Source organism: Bradyrhizobium sp. HKCCYLS1011 (assembly GCF_051167795.1).
Classification (GTDB): Bacteria; Pseudomonadota; Alphaproteobacteria; order Rhizobiales; family Xanthobacteraceae; genus Bradyrhizobium.
The window spans coordinates 154,952-180,737 of the sequence record NZ_JBNPTT010000005.1 but is presented as its reverse complement, the minus strand read 5'-3'; the positions used below and the strand labels follow the sequence as shown (position 1 = coordinate 180,737).

25 protein-coding genes and 1 tRNA gene are annotated in these 25,786 nt (G+C 65.3%); 13 read left to right on the top strand and 13 right to left on the bottom strand.

Annotated elements, in window-relative coordinates; all coding sequences use genetic code 11:
* Positions 1-54: 54 nt before the first annotated feature.
* From ACQR1W_RS17810 to ACQR1W_RS17800, 3 genes are read left to right on the top strand one after another with little or no spacing between them, the layout of a single operon-like run.
* Positions 55-348, top strand: a complete 294-nt coding sequence (locus ACQR1W_RS17810) for a hypothetical protein (protein WP_434852010.1) — start codon at positions 55-57, stop codon at positions 346-348.
* Positions 345-566, top strand: coding sequence for a hypothetical protein (locus tag ACQR1W_RS17805; RefSeq protein ID WP_434852009.1), 222 nt, complete (start codon positions 345-347; stop codon positions 564-566). Before ACQR1W_RS17810 ends, ACQR1W_RS17805 begins: the two co-directional genes overlap by 4 nt.
* On the top strand, positions 563-790 hold the full coding sequence (locus tag ACQR1W_RS17800) for a hypothetical protein (RefSeq protein ID WP_434852008.1): 228 nt from the start codon (positions 563-565) through the stop codon (positions 788-790). Before ACQR1W_RS17805 ends, ACQR1W_RS17800 begins: the two co-directional genes overlap by 4 nt.
* Here the strand turns inward: ACQR1W_RS17800 and ACQR1W_RS17795 are convergent.
* The 3 genes from ACQR1W_RS17795 to ACQR1W_RS17785 form a co-directional block, all read right to left on the bottom strand.
* Positions 780-2,135 carry a DUF6538 domain-containing protein gene (locus ACQR1W_RS17795; RefSeq protein WP_434852007.1) on the bottom strand — a complete coding sequence of 452 codons (1,356 nt, stop codon included), beginning with the start codon at positions 2,133-2,135 and terminating at the stop codon, positions 780-782. The genes ACQR1W_RS17800 and ACQR1W_RS17795 overlap by 11 nt on opposite strands.
* Before the next feature lie 138 nt (positions 2,136-2,273).
* Positions 2,274-2,358, bottom strand: a tRNA-Leu gene (locus ACQR1W_RS17790).
* Positions 2,359-2,493: 135 nt separating this feature from the next.
* On the bottom strand, positions 2,494-2,742 hold the full coding sequence (locus tag ACQR1W_RS17785) for a FliM/FliN family flagellar motor switch protein (RefSeq protein ID WP_008972156.1): 249 nt from the start codon (positions 2,740-2,742) through the stop codon (positions 2,494-2,496).
* Between the two features lie 63 nt (positions 2,743-2,805).
* On the opposite strand from ACQR1W_RS17785, the gene lipB reads away from it, so the two are divergent.
* Together lipB and ACQR1W_RS17775 are read left to right on the top strand one after the other, a co-directional pair.
* Entirely contained in the window at positions 2,806-3,528 is a 723-nt protein-coding gene (gene lipB, locus ACQR1W_RS17780) for a lipoyl(octanoyl) transferase LipB (protein ID WP_434852006.1), read from the top strand.
* Positions 3,529-3,636: 108 nt separating this feature from the next.
* Positions 3,637-4,728 carry an AraC family transcriptional regulator gene (locus ACQR1W_RS17775; protein ID WP_434852005.1) on the top strand — a complete coding sequence of 364 codons (1,092 nt, stop codon included), beginning with the start codon at positions 3,637-3,639 and terminating at the stop codon, positions 4,726-4,728.
* A gap of 4 nt (positions 4,729-4,732) precedes the next feature.
* Here ACQR1W_RS17775 and ACQR1W_RS17770 read toward each other — a convergent pair whose 3' ends face one another.
* From ACQR1W_RS17770 to ACQR1W_RS17760, 3 genes are read right to left on the bottom strand one after another with little or no spacing between them, the layout of a single operon-like run.
* Positions 4,733-6,169: a TIGR01777 family oxidoreductase gene (locus tag ACQR1W_RS17770; RefSeq protein WP_434852004.1), complete on the bottom strand. Its 1,437-nt coding sequence runs from the start codon at positions 6,167-6,169 to the stop codon at positions 4,733-4,735.
* Positions 6,166-6,825 (bottom strand): DUF4166 domain-containing protein, encoded by a 660-nt coding sequence (locus tag ACQR1W_RS17765; protein ID WP_434852003.1) that lies wholly within the window; start codon positions 6,823-6,825, stop codon positions 6,166-6,168. Before ACQR1W_RS17765 ends, ACQR1W_RS17770 begins: the two co-directional genes overlap by 4 nt.
* Positions 6,826-6,841: 16 nt before the next feature.
* A complete protein-coding gene (locus tag ACQR1W_RS17760) occupies positions 6,842-7,411 on the bottom strand; it encodes a GbsR/MarR family transcriptional regulator (RefSeq protein WP_008972151.1) in 570 nt (189 codons plus the stop codon).
* A 181-nt stretch (positions 7,412-7,592) separates the two neighbouring features.
* Between ACQR1W_RS17760 and ACQR1W_RS17755 the strand changes: the two genes are divergently transcribed.
* A complete protein-coding gene (locus ACQR1W_RS17755) occupies positions 7,593-8,405 on the top strand; it encodes a class I SAM-dependent methyltransferase (protein ID WP_434852002.1) in 813 nt (270 codons plus the stop codon).
* 6 nt (positions 8,406-8,411) lie between these two features.
* Here ACQR1W_RS17755 and ACQR1W_RS17750 read toward each other — a convergent pair whose 3' ends face one another.
* From ACQR1W_RS17750 to ACQR1W_RS17730, 5 genes are all read right to left on the bottom strand, one after another.
* The gene (locus ACQR1W_RS17750) at positions 8,412-8,717 is read right to left on the bottom strand and encodes an acylphosphatase (RefSeq protein ID WP_434852001.1); all 306 of its coding nucleotides are present in this window, start codon (positions 8,715-8,717) and stop codon (positions 8,412-8,414) included.
* Positions 8,714-9,580, bottom strand: coding sequence for an isocitrate lyase/PEP mutase family protein (locus tag ACQR1W_RS17745; protein WP_434852000.1), 867 nt, complete (start codon positions 9,578-9,580; stop codon positions 8,714-8,716). Before ACQR1W_RS17745 ends, ACQR1W_RS17750 begins: the two co-directional genes overlap by 4 nt.
* A gap of 165 nt (positions 9,581-9,745) precedes the next feature.
* Positions 9,746-11,761 (bottom strand): acetyl-CoA carboxylase biotin carboxylase subunit, encoded by a 2,016-nt coding sequence (locus ACQR1W_RS17740; protein WP_434851999.1) that lies wholly within the window; start codon positions 11,759-11,761, stop codon positions 9,746-9,748.
* A 146-nt stretch (positions 11,762-11,907) separates the two neighbouring features.
* The gene (locus tag ACQR1W_RS17735; RefSeq protein WP_008972145.1) at positions 11,908-12,114 is read right to left on the bottom strand and encodes a hypothetical protein; all 207 of its coding nucleotides are present in this window, start codon (positions 12,112-12,114) and stop codon (positions 11,908-11,910) included.
* A 64-nt stretch (positions 12,115-12,178) separates the two neighbouring features.
* The gene (locus tag ACQR1W_RS17730; protein WP_434851998.1) at positions 12,179-13,303 is read right to left on the bottom strand and encodes a zinc-binding metallopeptidase family protein; all 1,125 of its coding nucleotides are present in this window, start codon (positions 13,301-13,303) and stop codon (positions 12,179-12,181) included.
* 243 nt (positions 13,304-13,546) lie between these two features.
* Between ACQR1W_RS17730 and ACQR1W_RS17725 the strand changes: the two genes are divergently transcribed.
* The 6 genes from ACQR1W_RS17725 (at position 13,547) to ACQR1W_RS17700 (ending at position 22,283) form a co-directional block, all read left to right on the top strand.
* Entirely contained in the window at positions 13,547-16,021 is a 2,475-nt protein-coding gene (locus ACQR1W_RS17725; protein WP_434851997.1) for a PAS domain S-box protein, read from the top strand.
* A gap of 85 nt (positions 16,022-16,106) precedes the next feature.
* On the top strand, positions 16,107-17,558 hold the full coding sequence (locus ACQR1W_RS17720; protein WP_434851996.1) for a sensor histidine kinase: 1,452 nt from the start codon (positions 16,107-16,109) through the stop codon (positions 17,556-17,558).
* Positions 17,543-18,910: a sigma-54-dependent transcriptional regulator gene (locus tag ACQR1W_RS17715; RefSeq protein ID WP_434851995.1), complete on the top strand. Its 1,368-nt coding sequence runs from the start codon at positions 17,543-17,545 to the stop codon at positions 18,908-18,910. The genes ACQR1W_RS17720 and ACQR1W_RS17715 overlap by 16 nt, the downstream gene beginning before the upstream one ends.
* Positions 18,911-19,007: 97 nt before the next feature.
* Positions 19,008-19,664 (top strand): hypothetical protein, encoded by a 657-nt coding sequence (locus ACQR1W_RS17710; RefSeq protein ID WP_434851994.1) that lies wholly within the window; start codon positions 19,008-19,010, stop codon positions 19,662-19,664.
* Between the two features lie 49 nt (positions 19,665-19,713).
* Positions 19,714-21,000, top strand: a complete 1,287-nt coding sequence (locus ACQR1W_RS17705; RefSeq protein ID WP_434851993.1) for an MFS transporter — start codon at positions 19,714-19,716, stop codon at positions 20,998-21,000.
* Between the two features lie 29 nt (positions 21,001-21,029).
* Positions 21,030-22,283, top strand: a complete 1,254-nt coding sequence (locus ACQR1W_RS17700; RefSeq protein WP_434851992.1) for an arsenic transporter — start codon at positions 21,030-21,032, stop codon at positions 22,281-22,283.
* Between the two features lie 280 nt (positions 22,284-22,563).
* Here ACQR1W_RS17700 and ACQR1W_RS17695 read toward each other — a convergent pair whose 3' ends face one another.
* Positions 22,564-23,058, bottom strand: coding sequence for a ferritin-like domain-containing protein (locus tag ACQR1W_RS17695; RefSeq protein WP_008974647.1), 495 nt, complete (start codon positions 23,056-23,058; stop codon positions 22,564-22,566).
* A gap of 211 nt (positions 23,059-23,269) precedes the next feature.
* On the opposite strand from ACQR1W_RS17695, the gene ACQR1W_RS17690 reads away from it, so the two are divergent.
* On the top strand, positions 23,270-25,120 hold the full coding sequence (locus ACQR1W_RS17690) for an alkaline phosphatase family protein (protein ID WP_434851991.1): 1,851 nt from the start codon (positions 23,270-23,272) through the stop codon (positions 25,118-25,120).
* A gap of 40 nt (positions 25,121-25,160) precedes the next feature.
* Here the strand turns inward: ACQR1W_RS17690 and ACQR1W_RS17685 are convergent, their stop codons facing one another.
* Positions 25,161-25,733 (bottom strand): hypothetical protein, encoded by a 573-nt coding sequence (locus tag ACQR1W_RS17685; protein ID WP_434851990.1) that lies wholly within the window; start codon positions 25,731-25,733, stop codon positions 25,161-25,163.
* Between the last annotated feature and the right edge of the window lie 53 nt (positions 25,734-25,786).

Below are 25,786 nucleotides of genomic sequence, written 5' to 3'. Positions count from 1 at the left end.
GGAGAACGTACATAGAACATTGCTGGGAGAAATTCGTTGACGGATCACTTTCATATGCACGCGCTTGCCGAGGTGTTGAGCAATGGGGACGAGACGACGCTGGGGAGGACGGACAGCGATCTTTGCGCGGAGGCTCTGCGCTTCTATGCGACCGCGACTCAGCCGGGAGCGGATTTGGAATGCGACGACTGCGGCGCCAAGTTCGGATCGGCAGAGGCTACTAAGTATCGCTCGCCTGGGCTGTTCGCTGATATCCTTCACTGCCCGCATTGCGATTGCGGCGACTTGAGCTTGATCGCTCAGGGCGCCGACAACAGCATCGGCAAGCCAACGGGGCGGCGGCAATGAGCGAGACCAGAGCCGAGCGCGTGCGCCGCATCCGCGACACGCTGGAATGCGGGATGCACCGGGCCGTCGAGATCGAGCGCGGCGTCCACGTCGTCGGGATGATCGAGCGCGCCAAGGCGTTCGGCGGCAACGCCGATCTCTGCGACGCGATGCGCGAAATGGCGCTCGACCAATACCGGATTCGTGACACCGACATGATGAACAGGATCAAGCGGTGAGACACGCCAACGATAACAGGGCGATCGGCAAGATTTCTGCCGATGCGGAGATCACCGTCGAACTTCTCGAACGCTGCCTCGACCGGCTTGCTATCGCCATGCAGCGCGCGCCACAAGGCGGCGAGGTTTATCTGCCGCTCTATGAGCGGCTTGAAAGCGAGATCGAGGCGAAGAAGGCGAGCGAGAGCACGATGGCTCGCGCTCTGCGCCGCGTCAGACGATAGACTTGTCGAACGGGAAGACGATCTTCAGCATCTCTTCATGATAGAGCTTCAGCGATCCGCCGGACCCGTACATCTCGCGGTCGATGGAGTGCCCCATCAGAATCTTCCGAAGCTCGTCGTCGATCCGAGCCTCCTTCATGCGGTCCTCGAAGGTGTGCCGGAACGAATAGAGCGTTTCCTTGCCAGTCGGCTGAAGCTTGTTCTCGCGCAGGTACTTGTTCACGGTCTGCGATAGCGTGTTGCCCGTGTCGCGGTAGCGCGGGAATCCCTTCGGGTGCAGCTTCATGGCTTCGAGTGCGACGCCGACGAGCGGGATGCGCCGGACCGACGACACCGTCTTCACTTCATGCGGCTCGTCTGGATCGAACGACGGCTCGACCAGAATGTGCGGCACCTTGTCGTGCAGCTTGATCCTGTCCTCATTGAGGTAGCGAAGCTCGATGGGCCGGGCGCCGGTCTCGATGGCGATCAGCACCATATGCCGAGCTTCGTCGTTCATACCCGCCAGCGCGCCGGGCTTCAGGATCGTGTCGCGCACCCACTCAATCGGGAACGGCAGGCGCCGCTTCTTGAACTTCTGATTGAAGGTCAGCCCCTCGAACGGGTTGTCGCGCTCATCGTCGCCGAGGTGCGCGAAGTATCGCTTGAACAGGACGCTCATGTCGCCCATGCGACGCTTCCCTAGCGAGGCCGACTTCTTGTCCTTGCCATCGGTCGGCGCGATCTGCTTGGCCCAATGTTGATGGAACTTCTTCGCGTGATCGCGGGTGATGGCCTCGATTGGCAGGTCTTCGCCGATCACCTTGATGAAGGCATCGACGGCATACTGCTTGACCTTCTTCCACGCCTTCTTCTGTTCTTCGCTTTTGCCGGCGATCTCGGCGGCCGTGATCTCTTCACAGTAGACCTTGAAGGCTTCGCTCACCTTGACCTTCGGCCGCTCCACGCCGCCCAGGACGGCCGTCTCGGCCGCAACCGGCGTGCGGAGATCGTTGATCGCCGCGAAGCGCCTGACAATGTCCTCTATGGGCATCTGGGCGATCTCGCTGTTCGGGCGGTAGGTGAACCCAAGCGCCTCCGCTCGGGCTCGGGCGACCTTGTGAGCGGCCAAGGCCGCTTCGGTCTTTCCACCCTCCGTGAGCATCGACGCCCACAAGGTATTGTCGGCAGCTTCGAGGATGTCTCGTTGCGGCCGGGCCTTGGCGATGTCGTCCGTCTTGAGGCTCTGCCGGGCGAACGGCGCACGCTCGTCGAGATGGGCGACCGACTTCGGCACTCGCCGAAAATAGTAATAGATGCCGCCCCGCGTGATCAGGAATCGGTCGCGATCTTCCGGCCTTACCAAGGTGCGCGTTCCTATCGTGTATCCCAAAATGATCCCACTTTGTATCTCAAGATTCGACGAAACAGCAATAGCGCCAAAATCGCCGCAAAAATCTTGCGGCGTTTTCAATAAGTTAGTGATTGAGAGGGGTCAGTTCCTTGGTGCGCTCGGAGGGACTCGAACCCCCACGGTGTTACCCACTGCCACCTCAAGGCAGCGCGTCTACCAATTCCGCCACGAGCGCGAAGGGAAGGCCGGAACCGGCCTCGGGAACCGGCTCAGGCCGGTCCAGATCAGTGGCGCCGATGTAACAAATCGGTGCATGGGCCACAAGGCCTGCCATACCCTCAAAGTGAAGGTTTGTGGACGTTTTCCTCGCCTATCGGGCGCCGCCGCCGGGTGATTTCGGCAACATCTGCTTGACCTCGACCGCGATCCGGTTGCGGTCGACCAGAACCACGCCGCTGGCGATCGGCAAATTATTGGCCAGCACCTTGACCTCGTCGGCCTCGGTGGCATCAAGTTCGATGATGGCGCCGCGCGACAGGCGCAAGACCTGATGGATGGGCATGGAGGAGGTCCCGAGGACGACCATGAGGTCGACGGTCACTTTATCGAGGGTTGACACTGCAAGACCACCGAAGTCACGACTAAATTGCCTGCGCCGACATCATCATGTTGTGGTTAGCCAATGGTTAACAGCCGCGAAAACCTCGATCTGACCAGCTTTGCCGCCCCCTCCGGCAGCGAGGTGGAATGGCGTATCTCGGATTCGCCGGTGGATTATGCCGAGGCCACCGCGTTCATGGAGGCCCGTGCCGCCGCGATCGCGGCCCATGAGGCCCCGGAGATGGTCTGGCTGCTCGAGCACCCGCCGCTGTACACCTCCGGCACCTCGGGAAGAGCTGAAGACCTGCTCGATCCCCGCTTCCCGTTGATTCAGACCGGCCGCGGCGGGCAAGTGACCTATCACGGTCCCGGCCAGCGCGTGGCCTATGTGATGCTGGATCTGAAGCGGCGACGGCCTGATGTCCGGGCCTATGTGGCGACGCTGGAGGAGCTGATCATCCGCACCCTGGCGGCCTTCAACGTCCGCGGCGAGCGGCGCGAGGACCGCGTCGGCGTCTGGGTGAAGCGTCCGGACAAGGGCTCTGGTTACGAGGACAAGATCGCCGCCATCGGCGTGCGATTGAAGCGCTGGGTGTCCTTTCACGGCATCGCCATCAATGTCGAGCCGGACCTGTCGCATTTCGCCGCCATCGTGCCATGCGGCGTGGTGGATCCGCGTTATGGCGTCACCAGCCTCGTCGATCTCGGCCTTCCCGTCGGAATGACCGACGTCGATATCGCGCTTCGGCAGGCATTTCAGGACATCTTCGGCGCGACGACGGCCAGACTGCCGGAAGCGGTCTGATCCCCATGTGCGCGAGGCCGATCGTCGCGCATGCTGGACGCCGGAACGACGTGCACATGAGCGCGATCCGAGGCCGGCAGAATTGACGCGATCCCCTCGTCATGTAGCATGAGCAGCAGGCGAGGAAGCGGAATCGATGTGCCGTCGGCTCTTGCGCAAACCGACGTTGCAGGTTCCTCGCAAAGTCATGCGCGTGACGATGAGCGAAGCTGCATCGAGATGAGCGAAGCCCGTCCTGATCCACTGCATCACTTCCCCCTGATCCGGACGTCCGATCCAGAGGAGCTGCGGCAGCTTGGGACTCACCTCTTGGGTGCCGATCGCGTCGATATACGCAACACCGGCGGCCTTCACGCCCGGCTCAATGCTGTCGAGCTCGAAACCATTGCGCTCGGCTTCGGAGCCACAAGCTGCGATCTCGTCGCCGACGCCTTCGCCGCCGATTTCGTTCGCTTGCAGATCGCGCTCAAAGGACGCGGGCTCGCCTGCATCGGTCGCCAGGTCACCGACATCAACGAGCGGCAATTCGCGGTCACCTCGGCCGGAGTGTCCTGGCAGATGGTTTGTCAGGGCGGCCATGAGCGGCTTACCTTGCGCATCAAACAGGACGCGCTGCTGCGGCGCCTGGCCGCGCTCGTTGATGTCAAGCCGAAAGCCAACTACCAGTTCGACAGCGCGATTTCCGCCGACGATCCGCAGGCGCGCAGCCTGTTTCGTCTGCTCGAGTTCCTGGCGCGCCAGCTTAACGAGGCTCCATCCGGATTCACGTCCGCGGTCTATCGCGAGCTGGAAGACGCCGTGCAGATCGCCTTCCTCTCCACGAGCCGCCACAAGCTGAGGGACCAGATTGCCGCGCCCGGCCCCCTCCCCGACTTCGGCCTGGTCAGGCGGCTGGAGGAGTTCATCGAGGCGAATTGGCGCGAGGCCATCACCATCGAGCGCCTTGTCGCCGAGGCCGGCGTCAGCGCGCGCTCGTTGTTCCGGGCGTTCGAACGCGTGCGCGGCTATTCACCGATCGCCTTCACCAAATCGGTGCGCCTGCGTCGCGCCCGCGACATGCTGCTCTCCGGCGATCCCACAGCCACCGTGGCGTCGGCCGCGGCCGCCTGCAACTTCGCCAATCCCGGACACTTCGCCCGCTATTATCGCGAGACCTATGGCGAGCTGCCGTCGGTGACCGTGGCCAGAGCCGCGCGCTGAAGCGTCACAGGATTGCCTCCAGCGCGCTGCGCAGGCTCTGATAGCGGAACACGAATCCGTTGCTGAGCGCCTTGTTCGGCAGCACGCGCTGGCCGCCGAGCAGCAGCTCATTCGCGAAATCGCCACCGATCCTGCGCAACAATCCTGCGGGAACGCGGAGCAGCGCCGGCCGCCGCAGCCGCCGCGCCAGCTCCGCGGTGAAGGTGAGATTGCGCACCGGCAGCGGCGCGGTGGCGTTGATCGGGCCCGACAGGTCCTTCTTGGCGATCACATGGGCGATCAACCGGACCAGGTCGTCGCGCTCGATCCATGACATCCATTGCAGGCCGGAGCCGAGCGGGCCGCCGAGCCCGAATTCGAACGGCGTCAACAGCCGCGACAGGACCCCGCCGTCTCGCGCCACCACCAGGCCGATCCGCAAGGCGACCACCCGCACGCCGTGGGCCTCGGCAGCTTTCGCCGCCCGCTCCCACGCTTCGCACAGATCATGGCTGAAGCAGGCGTGCGATTTGGCGGACTCGGTCAGCGGCTGATCCTGCCACAGGCCGTACCAGCCGACCGCCGAGCCATTGACCAGCACCATGGGCTTGCGATCGAAACGACCGATCAGGCGCACGACATCTGATGTCACGGAGAGGCGTGACTGCAGGATCGTCTGCCGCTTGGCCTCGGTCCATGCTTGATCGCCGATCGGTTCGCCCGCGAGATTGACCACCGCATCGGTCCGTGTGTCGGACGGAAGCTGATCGAGACTGGTGATCAGCGTGATCGGCAGCGGCAGCGATGCTGCCTTGGCCCGGTTGCGCACCAGCGCAATGACGTGATGACCGGCTTCGGTGAGGCTTGCGACGAGGCGGCCGCCGATGAAGCCGGTCGCGCCGGTGACCAGTACCGTCTGCGCCGGCGGCAGCACCGCGACCAGTTCACCCGCAGGCGGCGTTGCCAGGCGCGCAAGGCGCCTTGCGGCGGCAAAATCCCGGAGACCGCACAGGCCGGCGCCGATGCAGGCCGCCGCGGCGATCCAGCTCAGCAGGCCTGCATACGCGGCCACGACTGCGGTCGGCTGCATCGCCCAACCGACCAGGACCGGCACCAGCCACGCAAGGATGGCGCCGTAGTTGATCGCCAGCAGCGTATGATTGATGCGCTCGCTTGCCGGCAGCTTGCGGGTCAGATCCTCTTCGACGAAATCCGTCAGCGTGATCGCGATCTCCGCCAGCAGCACCGCGATGACGAGCCAGGCCCAGAGGCCGTGGAGCTCAAACCAGCCCAATCCGAGAAAGAGCGCCGCATAAAGCAGATTGCGTCCGCCGTGCAGCCTCAGCTCGGTCTGTTGCGACGGCCGCCAGGCGAGGCGCTCGGTGAACTCGTGATGGTAGAAGGTATCGAACACGCCCATGACGACCTGGATGGCAATGAGCGTCCACAACAGCGGCGTCATGAGGAGGCCTCCCGAAACACGGCGGATTGGCTGATGATGCGGCCAAAGCGCGGATGCGTGATCTCGAGCGTGAAGCGGAACGCGCCCTCGCCAAGATCGGAATGCGTAACGACGACATCGCCGGGCGTGAGCCAGGACGGCAGCGGGCAGCGCAGACCGGCAAATGCGATCGCGTAGCCGGTGCTGTGAAATTCGAGCGCACCATCGGCGACGCAGACCCGCAGACTCATACTGAGACCCCAGCCGAGATATTCCTCCAGTCCCGTCGGCCCGGCAAAGCGCTTGGCCGAATGGATCACCTGCGGAAAGCCGTGGATCCGGCCGCAGATGCGGGTCCAGATCTGGCCGTCGCTGGCGGCATCTTCGGTCACCGCGACGATCATCGGCACGCCGGTGTCGGCCGAGGTCGGCAGCGGCCCGCCGATCAGCCGCGCCGCCTGCGCAAACCACCAGCCGGCGCGGCTGAGCTGCGCATGCTCGATCTCGCCGACATAGATCACGGTGGCGCCGTCGGCGAGCCGCGTGGAGAAGCGCCGCCAGATCGACACCGGCAAACGGCCCCAATCTTCCGCCGACAACAATGCACGGAAGCGGTGATCATCACGGAGCCTGGCATTGGAGGGTGTTGAAAGCCTGTGAGATCGCGCCGACGCCATGACACCCTCCACTCACCTACGCGCTGCCTGACCTGGACTTTCCGGACGGCAGCAGATTTGCGATCTTCTCGCCGAGCTTGATCAGCGCCACCAGGCGCGGCCGCGGCACTTTGAGCATCTGGGTGAACCACCGGTCGACCAGCTCAGTGAACGCCAGCATGTCCTTCAGCCGCTTCGCGGCAACCGGGCTGGTGGTCGGATCGTCGGTCGCCTCGGCGACGCTGGCGCGCAGCGCCGCGATCGCCGGATCGATCTCCCGCTCCTTGCGGCCGGCGGCGATCCGCTGCGCCACCTCCCAGATGTCGGTCTCGGCCTCGAAATGATCGCGGCGGTCGCCGAGGATCGGCACGCGACGGATCAGATTCCAGGCGAGCAGCTCCTTCAGCGAATTGGAGACATTGGAACGCGCCATGCCGAGCGTGTCGGCGATGTCCTCCGCCGTCATCGGCTGTTCGGCAAGATAAAGCAGGCCGTGGATCTGGCTCACGGAGCGGTTGACGCCCCACTGATCGCCCATGTCGCCCCAATTGAGGATGAAACGCTCGATCGCCGGGGGGAGTTTCTTTTTACCGGTTATTTCTGTCATAACAGAAATATCTGACTGAACCGGACGGATGTCAAGGGGCCGGAGCCTCAACCGGAGCCCGTCCCGTTCCGCGACAATGAACCTGCCGCAAGCTGCATTGACCAATGTGCATCGTCGATCGCCGGCTCAGGTTGCGGCACTTTGCCGTGCCGAGCGCCGGGCCCGCCAAAGGAGCGAAATGATGACGCAGTCCGACAAGGCGTTTACGGGAGCGATTCCGCAGCTCTACGATCGGCTGCTCGTGCCGATGATCTTCGCGCCCTACGCGCAGGATCTTGCGGAGCGGGTCAAGGAGCTTGCACCGCATGATGTGCTGGAGACGGCCGCGGGCACCGGGGCGGTCACCGCCGCGCTCGCAGCCGGGATGCCTGAGGCCACCCGGCTCACCGTGACCGACCTGAACGAGCCCATGCTTGCGCAGGCGAAGACGCGCCTCGGCGAACGGCGCGGGATTGCTTGGCAGCAGGCGGACGCGCTTGCGCTGCCCTTCCCTGATGCAAGCTTCGACGTCGTCGTCTGTCAGTTCGGCGCGATGTTCTTCCCGGACCGGGTCGAGGGCTACAGCGAAGCGCGACGCATGCTGCGCCCAAGTGGCCACTTTGTCTTCAACGTCTGGGACTGCATCGAGGAGAATGAATTCACCGACACGGTCTGTCAGGCCATGCGGCGGGTGTTTCCTGCCAATCCGCCGGAATTCCTGAAGCGCACGCCGCACGGCTATCATGACGCCGCACAGATCCGTTCCGACCTGAGCAAGGCGGGCTTCACCGATATTGCCATCGAGACAGTGGCGCATCGAAGCCGGGCAAACTCAGCCGAGGATGTGGCGATCGCCTTGTGCCAGGGCACGCCGATGCGCGGCGAAATCGAAGCCCGCGGAGCGCCCGGCCTGGAGGCTGCAACGCATGCGGCTGCAGAAGCGCTCAGGTCACGTTTCGGCAACGGCCCGATCGAGGGCCGGATTCAGGCGTTGGTGATTTCGGCAGCGGGTTGAAGGCTCTCAAACCGTCGGCAGCACCGAGAACTCCTCGCCTGCGCGGCGCAGCTTGAGCTGGTCGGCATGGGCGGGCATGTTGCTGACGGAATCCACGCGGGAGGCCGGCGGTCCCTTGCGGCACAATTCGATCACTTCGGCGACGTCGGCGGCGGGGCCGGCGAACACCGCCTCGACGCTGCCGTCCTGGCGGTTGCGCACCCAGCCCTCGAGGCCGTTTAGCGTCGCCTGGTCCTCGACCCAGGCGCGGTAACCGACGCCCTGCACCCGGCCACGAACCATGACATGCACAATGGTGTCGTCCGTCGTCATTGCTTCAGTCCGAGAACCGCGCGACCGCGCGCCTTCACATCAGCCTCGCGGGTCACGCGCGCGGTCAGCTCCGCCGAGGCTAGCCCCTTCAGCTGTTTCGGTGAAGTGCCTTCGCGCAGCGCTTTGAGCGTGTCGTAGACGGCTTGCGTCGCGGCCGCGATCGGCGCATGGCCCTGCAGCGCAATCCGCACGCGGCGCGAGGCTAAATAGTCCGGATCCGACATCTCCGCCGGCGCGCCGCCGAGCACGATCGGCAGCGCCGTCGCCTCGGAGATCGCATCGAGCTCGGCGCGCGCGGTGATACCGGTGAAGAACAGCCCGTCCACTCCGCAGGCCTGATAGGCGCGCGCCCGCGCGATCGCATCATCGAGCGAGGTGATCGACGCGGCCCCAGTGCGCCCGAGGATCACCAGCGACGGATCACCGCGGCCGTCGAGCGCCGCCTTCATCTTGCCGATGCCCTCGTCGAGCGAGATCAGCTGCGTCTTTGCCTCGCCAAAGGCCTGTGGCAGCAGCGTGTCTTCGATGGTCAGCCCTGCGGCGCCCGCCGCCTCCAGCTCCTGCACGGTGCGGCGGACATTGAGCGCGTTGCCGTAGCCGTGATCGGCATCGACCAGCACGGCTAAGGACGCTGCGCGCGACATCCGCCGCATCTGCTCAGCGAGCTCAGTCAGCGTGATCAGCGCGATATCGGGATCGCCGAGCACGGCGAGCGAAGCCACCGAGCCGCCGAACATGCCGAGCTCGAAGCCGAGGTCTTCGGCGATGCGGATCGAGATCGCGTCGTAGACCGAGCCCGGACGGATACAGCGATCACCCGTCAGGATCGAACGCAGCTGTTCGCGGCGTGCATGGAAAATCATCATCCTCTCCTGTCAGTCCGGGACGGTCCGAAGGACCGGACCGGAATCTCGAGATTCTCAGGTGCGCAATTGCGCACCTGAGTTCGATGCCTCGCATCGCCCCGGAATGACGGAGTCAAAGAACGCAAAGCCTGCCTGACCACCCGCACGACCTCGCGGATAGCACTAAGCAAACTCCAGGATCAGCGCATCGACCGCGAGCGTCGCGCCAGGGGAAGCGTGGATCTTCTTCACCGTGCCGTCGCGTTCGGCGCGCAGCACGTTCTGCATCTTCATCGCTTCGATCACAGCAAGCGTCTCGCCGGCCTTGACCTCCTGGCCCTCGGTGACCGCAATCGAGACCACCAGCCCCGGCATCGGGCACAGCACCGTCTTGCCGCTGTCGCCGGCCGTGACGACCGGCATCAGGCGCGCCGAAGCCGCCTCGGCCTCGGTGTAGACATAGACTGCCGCCTCGACGCCCTGGTGGGCGAGCCGCACGCCATTCGGAAGCGGGCGGGTCTGCACCGCGATCGCGGCACCGTCGATCGTGCCTTCCCAGACGGGATCACCGGGCTTCCAGCTCGAGACCAGATGATGCGCAGGTCCTGCATGACCGTCGGCTCCGATGAAGCGCACGGCAATGCTGCCGTCCTCCCTGATGATGTCGAGCAGGATCTCGTCACGGTCGAGCCAGACCGCGCGGCGTCCCTGACGCTTCACCGGGCGGCCGATCATCTGCTGCGAAATCTGCCGCTTGCGCTCGCCGAGCACGTGATCGATCGCGGCGCCGACTGCGGCCAGCCGCCGTGCGATCTCCCCCGCCGGCGCATGCGCGGCAAAGCCCTTCGGGAATTCCTCGGCAATGAAGCCGGTCGACAGCCGGCCCTCGCGCCAGCGCGGATGGTTCATCAGCGCCGACAGGAACGGGATGTTATGCCTGATGCCATCGACATAGAACGCATCGAGCGCGGTCGATTGCGCCTCGATCGCCGCCGCGCGCGACGGCGCATGCGTGATCAGCTTGGCGATCATCGGATCGTAGTAGATCGAGATCTCGCCGCCCTCCTGCACGCCGGTGTCGTTGCGCACCGTGATGCCGTCGGCTTTGCTCTCCGCCGGCGGACGATACTTCACCAGCCGCCCGATCGAGGGCAGGAAGTTGCGGAAAGGGTCCTCGGCATAGACGCGCGATTCCACCGCCCAGCCGGTGAGGCTGACGTCCTTCTGCGACAGCGCCAGCTTCTCGCCGGCGGCGACGCGGATCATCTGTTCGACGAGATCGACGCCGGTGACGAGCTCGGTGACCGGATGCTCGACCTGCAGGCGGGTGTTCATCTCCAGGAAGTAGAAGCTCTTATCTTGCCCGGCAACGAACTCGACCGTGCCTGCGGAGTCGTAGTTCACGGCCTTGGCGAGCGCGACCGCCTGCTCGCCCATCTTGCGCCGCGTCTCCTCGTCGAGCAGCGGCGACGGCGCCTCCTCGATGACCTTCTGGTTGCGGCGCTGGATCGAGCATTCGCGCTCGCCGAGATAGATCACGTTGCCATGCTTGTCGCCGAGCACCTGGATCTCGATATGACGGGGATCGACGATGAATTTTTCGATGAAGACGCGGTCGTCGCCGAACGATGATTTGGCTTCAGCCTTGGCCAGGGTGAAGCCTTCCGCAACCTCGGACGTGGAGTGCGCGATGCGCATGCCCTTGCCGCCGCCGCCGGCGGACGCCTTGATCATCACGGGATAGCCGATGTCGTCGGCGATCCGCACCGCATGCCGCTCGTCCTCGATCACCCCGAGAAAGCCCGGCACGGTCGAGACCTTGGCCTTGGCAGCGGCCTTCTTGGATTCGATCTTGTCACCCATCGCGGCAATCGCGCCTGGATTGGGCCCGATGAAGACGATGCCGGCCTCGGCAAGCGCGCGCGGAAAGGCCTCGCGCTCAGAGAGAAAACCGTAGCCCGGATGCACCGCTTCGGCGCCGGTCTTGCGACAGGCCTCGACGATGCGATCGATCAGAAGATAGCTCTCGGCCGCTTGCGGCGGTCCGATCAGTACGGCGTCATCGGCCATCTCGACATGCAGCGCATCGCGATCGGCTTCCGAATAGACCGCGACGGTCCTGATTCCCATGCGACGGGCGGTCTTGATGACCCGGCAAGCGATCTCGCCGCGATTGGCGATCAGAATGGTCTTGAACATGTTCTTGCTTGATACCTTTGGGCGGGCTCCCCTCCCGCGGCGAAGGCGTGGACCGCGGGCTTTATGGGTTCGTCTATAGCAAAATCGGCCGTAAGCAACCCGCTCCGCATGGCGGGCGGCACTGCGGCAAAGCCGACCCGCTGGGGTCAGCCGGAATAGCTGTGGAAGCGCCCTCTGGCATACGCACGCGAGACCGCCTTCATCAGCTCGCCGACCTCGGTCTCCAGATAATCGTTCGCAACGATCAGCGCGCGAATGGTCGCGCGCTGGTCACCGCCGCAGGCCGCAATGGCCTGGTCGACGGCAGCTTCCAGTTCGTCATCCTCGGGCGCTGGTTTCGGATCAGGCGACATGGCCAATTCTCATTTCGGCTCGCGCGCCTTTGTTCACTTTATGTTCTAAGGAGTCAAGACGGGATCACCCGGCCTTGAGCTCTGCCCTCGTCTCCGCTTTGGGCTTATCCCCAAACTTCCCCTCGGCCCTTCCCTTCGCCCCCTCCTGCACCAGGCCGTGGATGAAGCCGAGCTTGCCGATCACCGGCGGGGTCAGGATGAACGGATAGAGATCGCGCACGCCCATGGCGCGCGCGACGCTGTTGATCGCGAAGGTGAACGGCAGCCACGCCGTGACGATGGCCTGGAAGTCCTTGGTCACATAGGGATCAAAGGTGACGCGCGCGGTCAGTCCTCCGGTCTGGTCGGCCGGCGGGTTGACCTCCATGCCGAATTCGGAGGCCATTTCGAGCGTGTCGACGATGTGCAGGTAATGCGCCCAGGTCTCGGCGAAATCCTCCCAGGGATGCGTGGCCGCGTAGGCCGAGACGAAATTCTGCTGCCAATCGGCGGGCGGGCCCTGGTCATAATGGCGCTGGAGCGCCGCGCCGTAATCCTGACTGTCGTCGCCGAACACGGCACGGCACGCCTCGAGCTTGCCGGCATCGCGCACCAGCACGTCCCAGAAATAATGGCCAACCTCGTGGCGGAAATGACCGAGCAAGGTGCGATAGGGCTCGCCCATTTCGAGCCTGCGCCGCTCGCGCTCGATATCATTGGCCTCCGCGAGCGCGATGGTGATGAGTCCGTTGTCGTGGCCGGTCAGGACCCGCTGATGGCTGTCAGGACCGTCGGCCAGGAAGTTGAAGATCAGGCCATGCTGCGGGTCTTCGATCCGCGTCTTCACCGGCAGCTGCCAACGGATCAGCGAATAGAACAACCGGTGCTTGGCCACCTCCAGCTCCCGCCAACCTGCGAGCTGAGCGGGGTCCGAGAGATTCGGAATGGTGCCATTGTGACGACAGGCGCGACAAAAGCCCGCGCTCTCGCCCGGTTCGAGCAGCCAGTTGCAGACATCATGCGCGGCATTGGCGCAGAAGAAGCGGCCGTCCGTGTTGTCAGCCAAGGTCCGAAAGCCGTTGGCCGCCGGCTCGATCGCCGACAGGATCTGCCGCTCCGGCATGAACGCAAGTTGATGGCCGCAACGCTGGCAGACGCGATTTTCGAAATAGAGGATGTTCTGACAGGCCTGGCAAACGAACAGCTTCACGGAGAGCTCCTGGCGCGTTGCGTTGTTCAGGGCCTGACGACGCCCAACCCTATCAGTCGTTCCCGGGCCGGCCGGAACTTTTTCTGCAGCCCCACGTTCTCATCACGCGCCGACGTCGGCCGGCTCGTCTTCATCCGCAGATCGATTGACCTTCCTCCATCCCAATGTTGCCACGCTCCCGCTTCACCGCCGGTCCATTGCTCAAAGTGATTGCTGGCTCCAAGACCGATAACGCAGGTGCCAATGACCCGCCCGGACGCTCCTCATGACGTCCTGCACGATCACGATCCCGGTGGCGCTGCCACGGCCGAACTCCGCCAGCACCTCGAAGAGCTCGCCCGCGACCGCGACGAAGCCTACCATGCTTTGCAGGCGCGCGAGGCGGAGCTTGCGCGCATCCAGCGCATCGGCCGGGTTGGCGGGCTCGAAGTCGACCTGCGCGACGGCTTCCGCAATCGCCGCTCGCCCGAATATCTGATCATTCACGGCCTGCCGCCGGAGGCGGCCAACGAAACCCATGAGGACTGGGTCAAGCGGCTTCATCCCGAGGACCGCGCACAGGCGGAACAGCAGTTCATCAATGCGGTGAAGGGGACCGCTGAAGACTACACCGCCGAATACCGCATCATCCGCCCCAATGACGGCGAGGTCAGGTGGATCCGCGTGATCGCAGAGATCGAACGCGACCGGAGCGGCCGCGCGCTGCGCCTGGTCGGCGCGCATATCGACATCACCGACCAGATGCTGGCCCAGGCCAAGCTGCGCGAGAGCGAGCACCGCTTCAGGCTGATCGCCGATTCCGCGCCGGTGCCGATCTGGGTGACCAAGCTCGATCGCACCCGCTCGTTCGTCAACCAGGCCTATGTCGACTTCCTCGGCCAGCCTTACGAGGGCGCGCTGGTGTTCGACTGGCGCAAGGTGCTGCATCCCGACGACCTGCCCCGCATTTTGACTGAACAGATCGCGGGCGAATCCTCGCTGAAGCCATTCGTGCTGGAGGCGCGCTATCGCCGCGCCGACGGCGAATGGCGCTGGCTGCGCTCGGAATCGCAGCCGCGCTGGGACCCGACGGGCAAGCATGTCGGCTTCATCGGCGTTGCCCATGACATCACCACGGCCAAGCAGGCCGAGATCGAGCTGCGGCGCATCAACGAGACTCTGGAACAGCGCATCAGGGAGCGCACCGCGCAGCTCGAAGCCAACGAGGCGCGGATGCGCGCCATCTTCGAGACCAGCAACCAGTATCAGGCCATTCTCGACGTCGCCGGCAATGTTCTGCACATCAACAAGACCGCGTTGGCCGGCATGGGCGCGGACGCCGGCAACGTGATCGGCCAGCCGTTCTGGGACGCGCCGTGGTTCATCACCACCAACGGCGTGCCCGACATCGTGCGCAAGGCGTTTACCGCGGTGCTCACAGGCGAGACGGTCCGCAGCGAGATGCGTCTGCAATTGCCGAGTGGCGAGCGCCATTTCGAATTCTCGATGCGTCCGCTGTTCGACCAGCATGACGCGATCACCGGGGCGGTCGCCGAGGCCGTCGACATCACCGAGCGCATCCAGGGCGAGGAATTGCTCCGGCAGTCGCAGAAGATGGAGGCTGTCGGGCAGCTCACCGGCGGGGTCGCGCACGACTTCAACAATCTGCTCACGATCATCCGCTCGGCCACCGACTTCCTGCGGCGGCGTGATCTGCCCGAAGAGCGGCGCCGCCGCTATGTCGATGCGATCGCCGAAACGGTCGAACGCGCCTCCAAGCTGACGGCGCAGCTTTTGGCCTTTGCCCGGCGCCAGCCGCTGACCCCGCAGGTGTTCAATGTCGGCGAGCAGGTGGAGAACGTGGCAGGACTGATCCGCCCACTGGTCGGAAGCCGCATTCTGATCGACGTCGCGGTGCCCGACCGCCATCTGTTCACGCTCGCCGACGTCGCGCAATTCCAGACCGCGCTGATCAATCTCGCCGTCAACGCGCGCGACGCGATGGAGGGAGAAGGCCAGCTCCAGATCGCTGTGCGACGCGCCGACCTGATTCCTGCCCAACGCGGCCAGCCGCCGCGGCCAGGCGCCTTCATCGCGATCTCGGTGACGGACACCGGCTCCGGCATCGCGCCGGAGCACCTCACCGCGATCTTCGAGCCGTTCTTCACGACCAAGGAGGTCGGCAAAGGCACCGGCCTCGGCCTCAGCCAGGCCTTCGGCTTCGCCAAGCAGTCCGAAGGCGACATTGCGGTGGCAAGCCGGCCTGGCCAGGGCGCGACCTTCACCATCTATCTCCCGCAGGCAGCAGCGCCGCAGACCGACGCCGAGGGGAACGCGATCCGCAACGAACCGGCCACCATCGGCCGCGGCTATCGCGTGCTCGTGGTCGAGGACAATGACGAGGTCGGCCGCTTCTCCACCGAGCTCCTGGAAGATCTCGGCTATGTGGTCCGGCGCGTCGCCAATGCCAATGACGCGCTCGCGATCCTGGCGCAGGACGAGTTCGCGGTCGATCTCGTCTTCTCCGATGTGATCATGCCCGGAATGAACGGGGTCGAGCTCGCGGGCATCATCCGCGAGCGCTATCCCGGCCTGCCCGTCGTTCTCACCTCGGGCTACAGCCATGTGCTCGCGGAGAACGCCCATCGCGGCTTCGAGCTGATCAAGAAGCCGTATTCGGTGGAATCGCTGTCGCGCATCTTACGCAAGGCGATGGCCGAGAAGGCATCCTCGCGCTGAGTGGCGCAAGCCGCCGTTCCCGAGCTGGAACCAAACATGCGCGCTGACGTTGCTTTGCGATATCTCTTTCAAGCGCGAAAGTCCGATGCGCTCCCTTCGCTCCCGGCTGTCAGCCCTCTGGATCATGCTGGCAATCTCCGGCGCTGCGACCGCTTACCTTCTGATCGAGTCCTACCAGCAATCATCCAATGCCCGCGTCGCGCGTGCGGAGGATCTCGTGCTGCGCGGCTGCCGTGACATCGCCGACAGCTATCAGGCCTTCATTGCCGGCCGGAGCGGCGCGCAGGTCGACGACGCGCTGAAACAACAGCTGGTCACCGTGGTCCAGACCGCACTCGCCAATGAGCCCGGCGTCGAAGGCGGCATCTGGCAGGCTGATGCCGGCTCGCTCGCTTATGCTTTTCCGACCTATGAAGGCACCGGTCCAAAGACCGATCTTCCTGTCGCTGAACTGAACACGATCAGGCAGGTCAATTCGGAGGCCGTGAAGAGCGGCCGTCCTGCAGTGATCCGCCAGCCCGGCCGCTCGCAGACCCTGATCGTCCACGCCTGTCCTGTGCAAGGTCTGCTGCCGCACGCGACCGCCTGGACCATGACGCGCGCGATCACAGCGGAAGGGCCGGCCTATCATCATTTGCTGGCCGGCCTGACGGTGCTCGCGCTCACCATCTTCGGCTCGGCGCTGTGGCTGGCCTGGGTCTTGTACGCCTGGTCGCGCCGCATCGCGCTGCTGGAAGTCACGCTCGGCAAGCCGCACGATCCGGCCGATCTACCGCGCCTGCCACATACCGGCGAGCGCGAGCTCGACCGGCTGGTCGATGCCGTCAACGACGCCGGCGGCCGGCTCGCATTGGAGCGCCGGCGCACTGCGGCGGCCGAACGGCTTGCCGCGGTCGGACGATTATCGGCCAATCTGGCGCATGAGATCCGTAATCCGATCGCGGCGATGCGGTTGAAGGCGGAGAACGCCCTCGCCGCGCGCGACGAGGTGCGAACGACCTCCGCACTCGAGGCGATCTTGCAGCAGGTCGCACGGCTGGATGCGCTGCTGCGCGACCTGCTCGAAATGACCCACACGGGGGCGCCAAAACTGCGGCCGGTCAATCTCTCACCCTTCCTGCAGGCGACGGTCGAAATCCATCGCGAGCTTGCCGATCGGAAGGGCCTTGCCCTGCGCGCGGAGACCGACCAGCCCGCTGACCGGTCCGTGCAGTTCGATCCGGGCCAGGTGCAGCGCGCACTCGACAACCTCATCCTGAACGCGATTCAGAATACGCCTTCAGGCGGTGAGGTCGTCGTCGAAGCGGCGCGGCGCGACGACCGGCTGCTGCTTCGGGTGACCGATACCGGCGCAGGCATCAGCACTGAGATCAGGGACCGGCTGTTCGAGCCCTTCGTGTCCACCCGCGCGGAAGGCACCGGCCTTGGTCTAGCGATCGTGCGCGAGATTGCGCGCGCCCATCGCGGCGAGGCGCAGCTCACCGAGACCCCAACAGGCACCCGTTTTGAGATCGATCTGCCATGGCAACCGTCCTGATCGTCGATGATGATGCGGCCTTGCGCGAGGGCCTCGCGGAAACCCTGGCCGATCTCGGCCATCTGGTTCGCACTGCTGCGTCAGGCCGCGAGGCGCTGGCCGCGGTCTCGCAGGATACCGATGCGGTGCTGCTCGACCTGCGCATGCCCGGGGGCATGGACGGCATCGAGGTGCTGAGGCGGATCCGCGCGCGCGAGGATGCGCCGCCGGTGATCGTGTTGACCGCCTATGCAAGTCCGGACAACACCATCGAGGCGATGCGGCTCGGCGCCTTCGACCATCTGGTCAAGCCGATCGGGCGTGAGGCGTTGAGGTCCCTGCTCGAGAACCTGCCGCCGCGCGCTTCGCCCGCCTCTGTCCAGACCACGATCACAGCCGAAGGCCTGATCGGATCGAGCGAAGCGATGCGGCGCGTCCAGAAGCAGATCGGGCTCGCCGCGGATGCAGACGCCACCGTGCTGATCCGCGGCGAAACCGGCACCGGCAAGGAGCTGGTCGCGCGCGCGTTGCACGTCCACAGCCGCCGCAGCCACGCTGCTTTCGTCGCGGTGAACTGCGCGGCGATCCCGCAGGAGCTGCTCGAGAGCGAGCTGTTCGGTCATGTGAAAGGCTCCTTCACCGGGGCCGCCGCCGATCGCGCCGGCGCATTTCGTGACGCCGGCGATGGCACGTTGTTTCTCGACGAGATCGGCGACATGCCGCTGGCGATGCAAGCCAAGATCCTGCGTGCGCTGCAGGAGCGCGTGATCACGCCGGTCGGCGGCAAACCGGTGCGGGTCGGCGCGCGCGTCGTCGCAGCGACGCACCGTGACCTCGCCAAGCTCGTTGCATCCGGCGATTTCCGCGAGGACCTCTATTACCGGCTGAATGTGGTGCCGATCGAGCTGCCGCCGCTGCGTGATCGAACCGACGACATCGTCCCGCTGGCGGACCATTTCCTGTCGCTGGCGACAGCCGGGCGTTCGCCGCCGCGGCTTGCGAGCTCCGCCATCGAGAAGCTCCGCCAGTATTCCTGGCCCGGCAATGTGCGCGAACTCAGGAACGTGATCGAGCGCGCCTGCGTGCTGACGCGCAGCCCCGTGATTGCCGCCGAAGATCTTGACCTCGGTGGTGCGACGCTCAGTGTGAATGATGACGAAGCTGTTGCATCGAGCGACCTGCCGACGGCCGTGGCGCAGCTCGAAGCACGCATGATCCGCCGCGCGCTCGAGGCTTGCGCCGGCAACCGCACCGAAGCGGCGCGTCGCCTCAACATCAACCGGCAGTTGCTCTACGCCAAGATGCAGCGCTATGGCCTCGACGGCGAGGCGTCCGGAAATCCGACGGCCGCCGTCGCGAAAGGCGACGATTAGGCCGCCCCACCCGCCTGCAACCCTCTGAATTTCCACGCGCGTCCGCCTGGCACGGCGGTTGCGAAGATACGTGGGTCAACGCCCCCAGGAGAACAGCATGCATTGGATTGACCCCGGCAGCCTGCCCGAAGTGAGCGGCACCGTGGAACACTTCGTCCTCAATCCTCATGGCGAGGTCGACGGCTTCGTCATGACCGGCGCAAACGGTGCCATCCTCGTTCACACACCCCCGCATATGGAGGACGAGCTGACACGGCACGTCCGGGCCGGCGACCGTGTGCATGTCCATGGCGTGAAGCCGCGCGGCGCCGATCTGCTCGCCGCGGTGGCAGTCACTGCGAAGGACGGCCGGCGCGTCGTCGACCAGGGGCCGGATCATGAGCGCGAGCATCCGCACCATGCGCATGTGAAGATGGAAGCCCAGGGGACGGTGCGGCTGTCCCTGTTCGGTCCGAAGGGCGAGCTGCGCGGCGCGCTGCTGACCGACGGCACGGTGGTGCGGATCGGTCCCAAGGAAGCCGAAGAGGTCGCCGACCTGCTTGCGCCAAGCGCCCGGCTTGCGGTGCGCGGCGACGGCATCGAGACCCGTTTCGGTCGGGTCATCCATGCCAAGGAGGTCGGCAAAGCGCCGGACGCGCTCAAGCCGCTGAAGCACGGCAAACCGGACAGGCATGGCCCGAACCACAAGCCTGGCGGCCCTGGCAAGCCCAAGCACGACCCAAAGCACGACCACGAGCACGACGCGCATGCCTGACGCGGCGTGCGGAGAGCCGAACACTAGCACCAAGCGACCGAGACCAGCCATGTCGCAGGACGCCAACGCGAAGACGCGCGCCGGCCATGCGCTCGATGCGGCCAACTTCTTCCTCGCCGACGTGCGCGACGGCCTCGGCCCCTATCTCGCGATCTATCTGCTCACTGAGCAGAAATGGGACGAGGCCTCGATCGGTGTGGTGATGTCGGTGGCAACGATTGCCGGCATTCTCGCCCAGACGCCAGCCGGCGCTTTGGTCGACGCGACCAGGGCCAAGCGGCTGGTGATGGCCGCCGCTGCTGTTATCGTCACCGTGGCCTCGCTGCTGCTGCCGGTGATGTCGGGGTTCTGGCCGGTGACGATGTCACAGAGCATCGCGCATGCGGCCGGCGTGATCTTCCCGCCGGCGATCGCCGCGGTCTCGCTCGGCGTGGTCGGTCACCGCGCCTTCACCGCGCGGATCGGCCGCAATGAAAGCTTCAATCACGCCGGCAATGCGGTGGCGGCGCTCATCGCCGGCGCCGCCGCCTATGCGCTCGGACCTTCGGCCGTGTTCTATCTGATGGCTGTCATGGCCGCAGGCAGCCTCGCCAGCGTGCTCCTGATCCCGGAACGCGCAATCGATCACGATCTGGCCCGCGGGCTGCAGGCACGACAGCAGGGCGCCGATGATCAGGCCGGAAAGCAGCCTTCAGGGCTCGGCGTCCTTCTCACCTGCCGCCCGCTGCTGATCTTCGCGATCTGCGTCGCCCTATTCCATCTTGCCAACGCGGCGATGCTGCCGCTGGTCGGCCAGAAGCTCGCGCTGCAGGACAAGAATCTCGGTACCAGCCTGATGTCGGCCTGCATCGCAGCCGCACAGGTGGTGATGGTGCCGATGGCGATGCTGGTCGGCCGCAAGGCCGACCGCTGGGGCCATAAGCGCTTCTTCCTCGCCGCACTCGCGATCCTGCCGCTGCGCGCCGTGCTCTACACGCTGTCCGACAACAAGGCCTGGCTGGTTGGCGTGCAGCTGCTCGACGGCGTCGGGGCTGGCATCTTCGGCGCGATCATGCCGGTGATCGTCGCCGACCTGATGCGCAACACTGGCCGCTTCAATGTGGCGCAGGGCGCGGTCATCACGGCGCAGAGCATCGGTGCGGCGCTGTCGACCGCGCTAGCCGGTCTGGTCGTCGTGCAGGCCGGCTACAGCGCGGCTTTCCTCGCGCTTGGCGCGATCGCGGCGGTCGGATTGGTGGTCTGCTGGCTGTGGCTTCCGGAGACGCGGGATACCGTCGCCGCTGCGGACCGAAACCGGCAGACATCGCCCTCGCCTTCCGCTATCGCTGCCGAATGACCCTTCCTGTCGAAACCTTGCACTGACCAATGCCCTCCCACGAGACCCTGCTCGCCTGGAGCATCATCATCCCCGCGACCACCGGCGTGATCATCCGACCCTTCCGCTGGCCGGAGGCGATCTGGGCCGCAGCCGGCGCGATCGCGCTGGTGGCGCTCGGCCTGCTGCCGCCCAACGATGCGCTGGCCGGCATCCGCAAGGGCGTCGACGTCTACCTGTTCCTGATCGGCATGATGCTGATCGCCGAGCTGGCCCGTCGCGAGGGTCTGTTCGACTATCTCGCGGCCTACGCCGTCGACCACGCGCGCGGCTCGCCGCAGCGGCTGTTCCTGCTGGTCTATGCGGTCGGCACGCTGGTCACCGTGCTGCTCTCCAACGACGCCACCGCGATCGTGCTGACGCCGGCGGTCTATGCCGCCACCCGTGCCGCCGGCGCCTCGCCTTTGCCCTATCTCTTTGTCTGCGCCTTCATCGCCAATGCCGCGAGCTTCGTGCTGCCGATCTCCAACCCCGCCAATCTGGTCGTGTTCGGCACGCGCATGCCGCATCTTCTGGACTGGCTGCGCCAGTTCACCCTGCCCTCGATCGCCGCCATCGTGCTGACCTATGCGGCCCTGCGGTTGACGCAGCGGCGCGCGCTGAACGAGGAGACGATCAGGGCTGACGTCGAGAAGCCTCATCTCAGCCGCGAGGGCCGGCTCGCCGCGCTCGGCATTCTCGCCATCGCAGCCGTGCTGCTGACGGCATCGGCGCTCAATGTCCAGCTGGGATTGCCGACCTTCATCTGTGGCGCGGTCACCGCCACAGCCATCCTGCTGATCAGCCGGCAATCGCCCTGGCCGATCGTCAAGGGCGTGTCCTGGGGCGTGCTGCCGCTGGTCGCCGGCCTGTTCGTGATGGTCGAGTCGCTCGGCCGGATCGGCGCGATCGGGCAGCTCAGCGACTGGCTGCATCAGGGCGTCGCGCAGTCGCCGGCCGGCACCGCCTGGGCGGCCGGTCTCGTCACCGCCATTGCCACCAATATCGCCAATAACCTGCCGGTCGGCCTCGTTGCGGGATCGGTGGCGGCGAGCGATCACCTGCCGCGCCAGGTGATCAGTAGCATCCTGATCGGTGTCGATCTCGGTCCCAATATTTCCGTGACGGGATCGCTCGCCACCATCCTGTGGCTGACCGCGCTACGGCGCGAGAAGATCGAGGTCAGCGCCTGGCAGTTCCTCAAAATCGGGCTCATAGCAACGCCGCCAGCACTGTTGGCAGCACTGGCGGCGGCGATGTGGTGAGGCCGACGCATATCGAGCGATCCGACTGGGTCCCAGCTCAGCGGAGCAGCACTGCGTGCTGCACCGCGTCCGGGACACGAGCACTGCGCGACGGAAAGGGTGCGGCCGAGGCCTCGCCCTGTCACCAGTCAACGCAGCCGCGCAGCAAAGGTGTGGAGCAGAAGAACTGAAGTGCCCCGTCTCTTGTCCCGGACGCGGTGCGCCACGAAGTGACGCACCGCAGAGCCGGGACCCAGAAGTGTTGGCAAAAGCTCAAACTGCCTGAGCAACACAATCCCAGCTAAGCCGCCGCTTCGTAGTTGACCTCGCTCTCGGCGACCTTGGTCAGCAGCTCGTCGGTTTTCTTCTCCTCGGCCAGGGTCTGGTCGAGCAGCTTGATCGCCTGCTTCAGATCCATCTTGGTCGCCCAGGATTTCAAGGTGCCGTAGCGGGAGATCTCGTAGTGCTCGACGGCCTGGGCCGCGGCGAGCAGGCCGGCGTCCAGCGCGCTGGTGCCCTTGTACTCGTCCATGATCTCCTTGCCCTCGTCGATGATGCCCTCGATCGCGTCGCACTTCTTGCCGCGGGCCGGCTTGCCGAGCAGCTCGAAGATCTGCTCCAGGCGCTCGATCTGGCCTTCGGTCTCGTCGTGGTGCTTCTGGAAGGCCTGCTGCAGCTTCTCCGACTGGGCCGCCTTGGCCATCTTCGGCAGCGTCTTCAAAATCTGCTTCTCAGCGTAATAAATGTCTTTGAGGGTATCGAGGAAGAGTTCGTTCAGGTCTTTATCAGCAGCCATGGCGTGCTCCTTGTTGTTGTGAGCCGACAACCGCGAATTCAAATCCTGGTTCCTGGTCCGAGCCGCTGCCGAGCTGCAAAATCCACCAGCCGCTTTGAACCTCTCTCAGGGCGTACCGGACGCCTTGAAACAATTCTGTCATGCAGCAAAACTAAACCCCTCCTGTGCGGCCGAAGGTCGCGATTCCGTTTTCGTCTTTGAGGAGTTTTTGATGCGCCGCTCGCTCGTGCTGCTATGCGCCGGACTGACCCTGCTGTCGGCCGGCGCGGCGTCCGCGGAGAATGCCACCCCGCATAACCTGATCCTGTTCATTCCCGACGGCCTGCGCGCGCTGAAGGTGACGCCGGAGACCGCGCCGACCATGGCCGCGGTCCGCGACAAGGGCGTCAACTTCAAGAACCCGCATTCGATGTTCCCGACCTTCACCATGGCCAACAGCTCGGCGATGGCGACCGGCCATTATCTTGGCGACACCGGCACGTTCTCCAACACCATCTGGACCGGCTACGTCTCCAAGCCGGCCGGCGACACCGTCACCCCCTTCCTCGAAAACGATGCCGTGCTGGGCGACGTCGACGAGCACTTCCAGGACGACTATCTCGACGAGCAGACGCTGCTGAAGCTTGCCCGCAAGGCCGGCTATTCCACCGCCGCCATCGGCAAGGTCGGCCCGACCTATCTGTTCGACCACACCGACTGCGCCTGCAAGGGGGCTGTGCATTCGATCGTGGTCGACGATGCCACCGGCAGCAAAACCGCTGTGTCCCTTTCGGACGAGGTGAAAGACGCGCTGAACAAGGCCAGCCTGCCGCTCTCAGCCCCGTCGCGCGGCGACAATGGCAAGACCGGCGACGCCAAGACCCCCGGCACGACCACGGCCAACACCGCCCAGCAGGCCTATTTCGCCGACGTCGCCACCAAGGTGGTGCTGCCGATGTTCAAGGCCCGCAACAAGCCGTTCGTGCTGGTGTTCTGGTCGCGCGACCCGGACGGCAGCCAGCACAATCAGGGCGACAGCCTGAACAAGGTCACCCCCGGCATCAACGGCCCGACCACGATGGCCAGCATCAAGAATGCCGATGACAACCTGGCCCAGCTGCGCAAGGCGCTCGACGATCTCGGCCTTGCCGCCTCGACCAACATCATCGTGTCGGCCGACCACGGCTTCTCGACCATCTCCAAGGAAAGCAAGACCAGCCCCGCGGCCAAGCTGTCCTATGACGACACGCCGAAGGACTTCCTGCCGATGGGCTTTTTGGCCCTCGACCTGGCCAAGGCGCTCGACCTGCCGCTGTTCGACCCCAACGACAAGAACGCGGCCGTGAAGGAAGGCGCCCATCCGAAGGCCGGCAACGGCGTGCTCGGCAAGGATCCGGAAAAGCCGGAGCTGGTGGTCGCCAGCAATGGCGGCTCCGACCTGGTCTACCTGCCGACCAAGGACAAGAAGCTCGCGGGCCGCGTGGTCAAGGCCCTGCTGGCCCAGGACTATGTCTCCGGCCTGTTCGTCGACGACTCGCTCGGCGAGATCCCGGGCACCCTGCCGCTGTCGCAGATCAACCTGAAGGGCAAGGCGGTGACCCCGACGCCGGCGATCGTCGTCAACTTCCGCTCCTATGTGGAGGGCTGCAACGAGCCGACCAACTGCTCGGTCGAGGTCGCCGACACCGTGCTGCGCCAGGGCCAGGGCATGCACGGCTCGTTCGGCCGCGGCGACACCATGAACTTCATGGCCGCGATCGGACCGGACTTCAAGGCGGCCTTCGCAGACCCGCTGCCCGTCAGCAACGCTGATGTCGGCGCCACCGCCGCCAAGCTGATGGATCTGAAGGCGAAGCCGAACGGCAAGCTGCTGGGACGGGTGATGACGGAAGCGATGCCGAACGGTGAGATGCCGAAAGCGGTCTCGGACACCATCCGCTCGGACCGGGCCGAGGGCGGCCTGCGCACCGTGCTGAAGCTGCAGCGGGTGGGCCAGCAGCGCTATTTCGATGTCGCCGGCTTCCCCGGCCGCACCGTCGGCCTCGACGCCGAGAGCGCCAAACAGAAAACGGCGGGGAAATAACCCCGCCGCTCTCAAGGCAAACTCAGATATCGGGATGTGCTCACATCCCGATGTCGATCATCGACGGCAGCTTGGCGAGCGGCAGCACGGTGACGCCAACAAAGGTCGCCACCATCGCCATCAGCGCCTTGTTGTCGGGGCGGTTGCCGCGCATCTGGCGCGCCACCCACTCCAGGACATCGGTCCTCACGCCACGCGCATTGGCCGGCGCCCAGCTCTCGATGCTGGTCTCCGCGGACAGCGCCACATGGCGCGGCGGCACCGGCAGGCCGGATGCGGAGGCGGCGTGATGGGCGATCGCCTTGGCCAGGAGATCCTCGAACCGGCCGTCGTCCTTGCGCTCGGTCGCGGCCTCGTTGATCGCAAACAGCACCTCGGCCTCGGCCCGGCTCACCGGCTGCTCGTCGACGGCGGCTGAGGTCAGGATGCGTGCGCACCAAGCCGCGTCATCGGCATCGAGCACGCGGGAGAAATGCACCCGGCCGCTGGTGGTCGGGCCTTCCCCGGTGATGACGCCATCGCGCACGATCTCGAGCGCCGAGGCCGCGCTTTGACAACAGGAGGGCTCAAGGGCGTCGGCACTCCCGACGACCTTCATTGCAGAGGCAGACATGTTCGCTTCTCAGTTGCTGGTTTGACCCACCATGTCGGTCTTCATCTGAACGA

Bases quoted from the DNA above. Each gene is read 5' to 3' on its own strand.
- ACQR1W_RS17810 (WP_434852010.1), top strand. From the start codon at position 55: ATGCACGCGCTTGCCGAGGTGTTGAGCAATGGGGACGAGACGACGCTG.
- ACQR1W_RS17805 (WP_434852009.1), top strand. From the start codon at position 345: ATGAGCGAGACCAGAGCCGAGCGCGTGCGCCGCATCCGCGACACGCTG.
- lipB (WP_434852006.1), top strand. From the start codon at position 2,806: ATGGTTAACAGCCGCGAAAACCTCGATCTGACCAGCTTTGCCGCCCCC.
- ACQR1W_RS17775 (WP_434852005.1), top strand. From the start codon at position 3,637: ATGAGCAGCAGGCGAGGAAGCGGAATCGATGTGCCGTCGGCTCTTGCG.
- ACQR1W_RS17770 (WP_434852004.1), bottom strand. From the start codon at position 6,169: ATGACGCCGCTGTTGTGGACGCTCATTGCCATCCAGGTCGTCATGGGC.
- ACQR1W_RS17765 (WP_434852003.1), bottom strand. From the start codon at position 6,825: ATGGCGTCGGCGCGATCTCACAGGCTTTCAACACCCTCCAATGCCAGG.
- ACQR1W_RS17760 (WP_008972151.1), bottom strand. From the start codon at position 7,411: ATGACAGAAATAACCGGTAAAAAGAAACTCCCCCCGGCGATCGAGCGT.
- ACQR1W_RS17755 (WP_434852002.1), top strand. From the start codon at position 7,593: ATGACGCAGTCCGACAAGGCGTTTACGGGAGCGATTCCGCAGCTCTAC.
- ACQR1W_RS17750 (WP_434852001.1), bottom strand. From the start codon at position 8,717: ATGACGACGGACGACACCATTGTGCATGTCATGGTTCGTGGCCGGGTG.
- ACQR1W_RS17745 (WP_434852000.1), bottom strand. From the start codon at position 9,580: ATGATTTTCCATGCACGCCGCGAACAGCTGCGTTCGATCCTGACGGGT.
- ACQR1W_RS17740 (WP_434851999.1), bottom strand. From the start codon at position 11,761: ATGTTCAAGACCATTCTGATCGCCAATCGCGGCGAGATCGCTTGCCGG.
- ACQR1W_RS17735 (WP_008972145.1), bottom strand. From the start codon at position 12,114: ATGTCGCCTGATCCGAAACCAGCGCCCGAGGATGACGAACTGGAAGCT.
- ACQR1W_RS17725 (WP_434851997.1), top strand. From the start codon at position 13,547: ATGACCCGCCCGGACGCTCCTCATGACGTCCTGCACGATCACGATCCC.
- ACQR1W_RS17720 (WP_434851996.1), top strand. From the start codon at position 16,107: ATGCGCTCCCTTCGCTCCCGGCTGTCAGCCCTCTGGATCATGCTGGCA.
- ACQR1W_RS17715 (WP_434851995.1), top strand. From the start codon at position 17,543: ATGGCAACCGTCCTGATCGTCGATGATGATGCGGCCTTGCGCGAGGGC.
- ACQR1W_RS17710 (WP_434851994.1), top strand. From the start codon at position 19,008: ATGCATTGGATTGACCCCGGCAGCCTGCCCGAAGTGAGCGGCACCGTG.
- ACQR1W_RS17705 (WP_434851993.1), top strand. From the start codon at position 19,714: ATGTCGCAGGACGCCAACGCGAAGACGCGCGCCGGCCATGCGCTCGAT.
- ACQR1W_RS17700 (WP_434851992.1), top strand. From the start codon at position 21,030: ATGCCCTCCCACGAGACCCTGCTCGCCTGGAGCATCATCATCCCCGCG.
- ACQR1W_RS17695 (WP_008974647.1), bottom strand. From the start codon at position 23,058: ATGGCTGCTGATAAAGACCTGAACGAACTCTTCCTCGATACCCTCAAA.
- ACQR1W_RS17690 (WP_434851991.1), top strand. From the start codon at position 23,270: ATGCGCCGCTCGCTCGTGCTGCTATGCGCCGGACTGACCCTGCTGTCG.
- ACQR1W_RS17685 (WP_434851990.1), bottom strand. From the start codon at position 25,733: ATGTCTGCCTCTGCAATGAAGGTCGTCGGGAGTGCCGACGCCCTTGAG.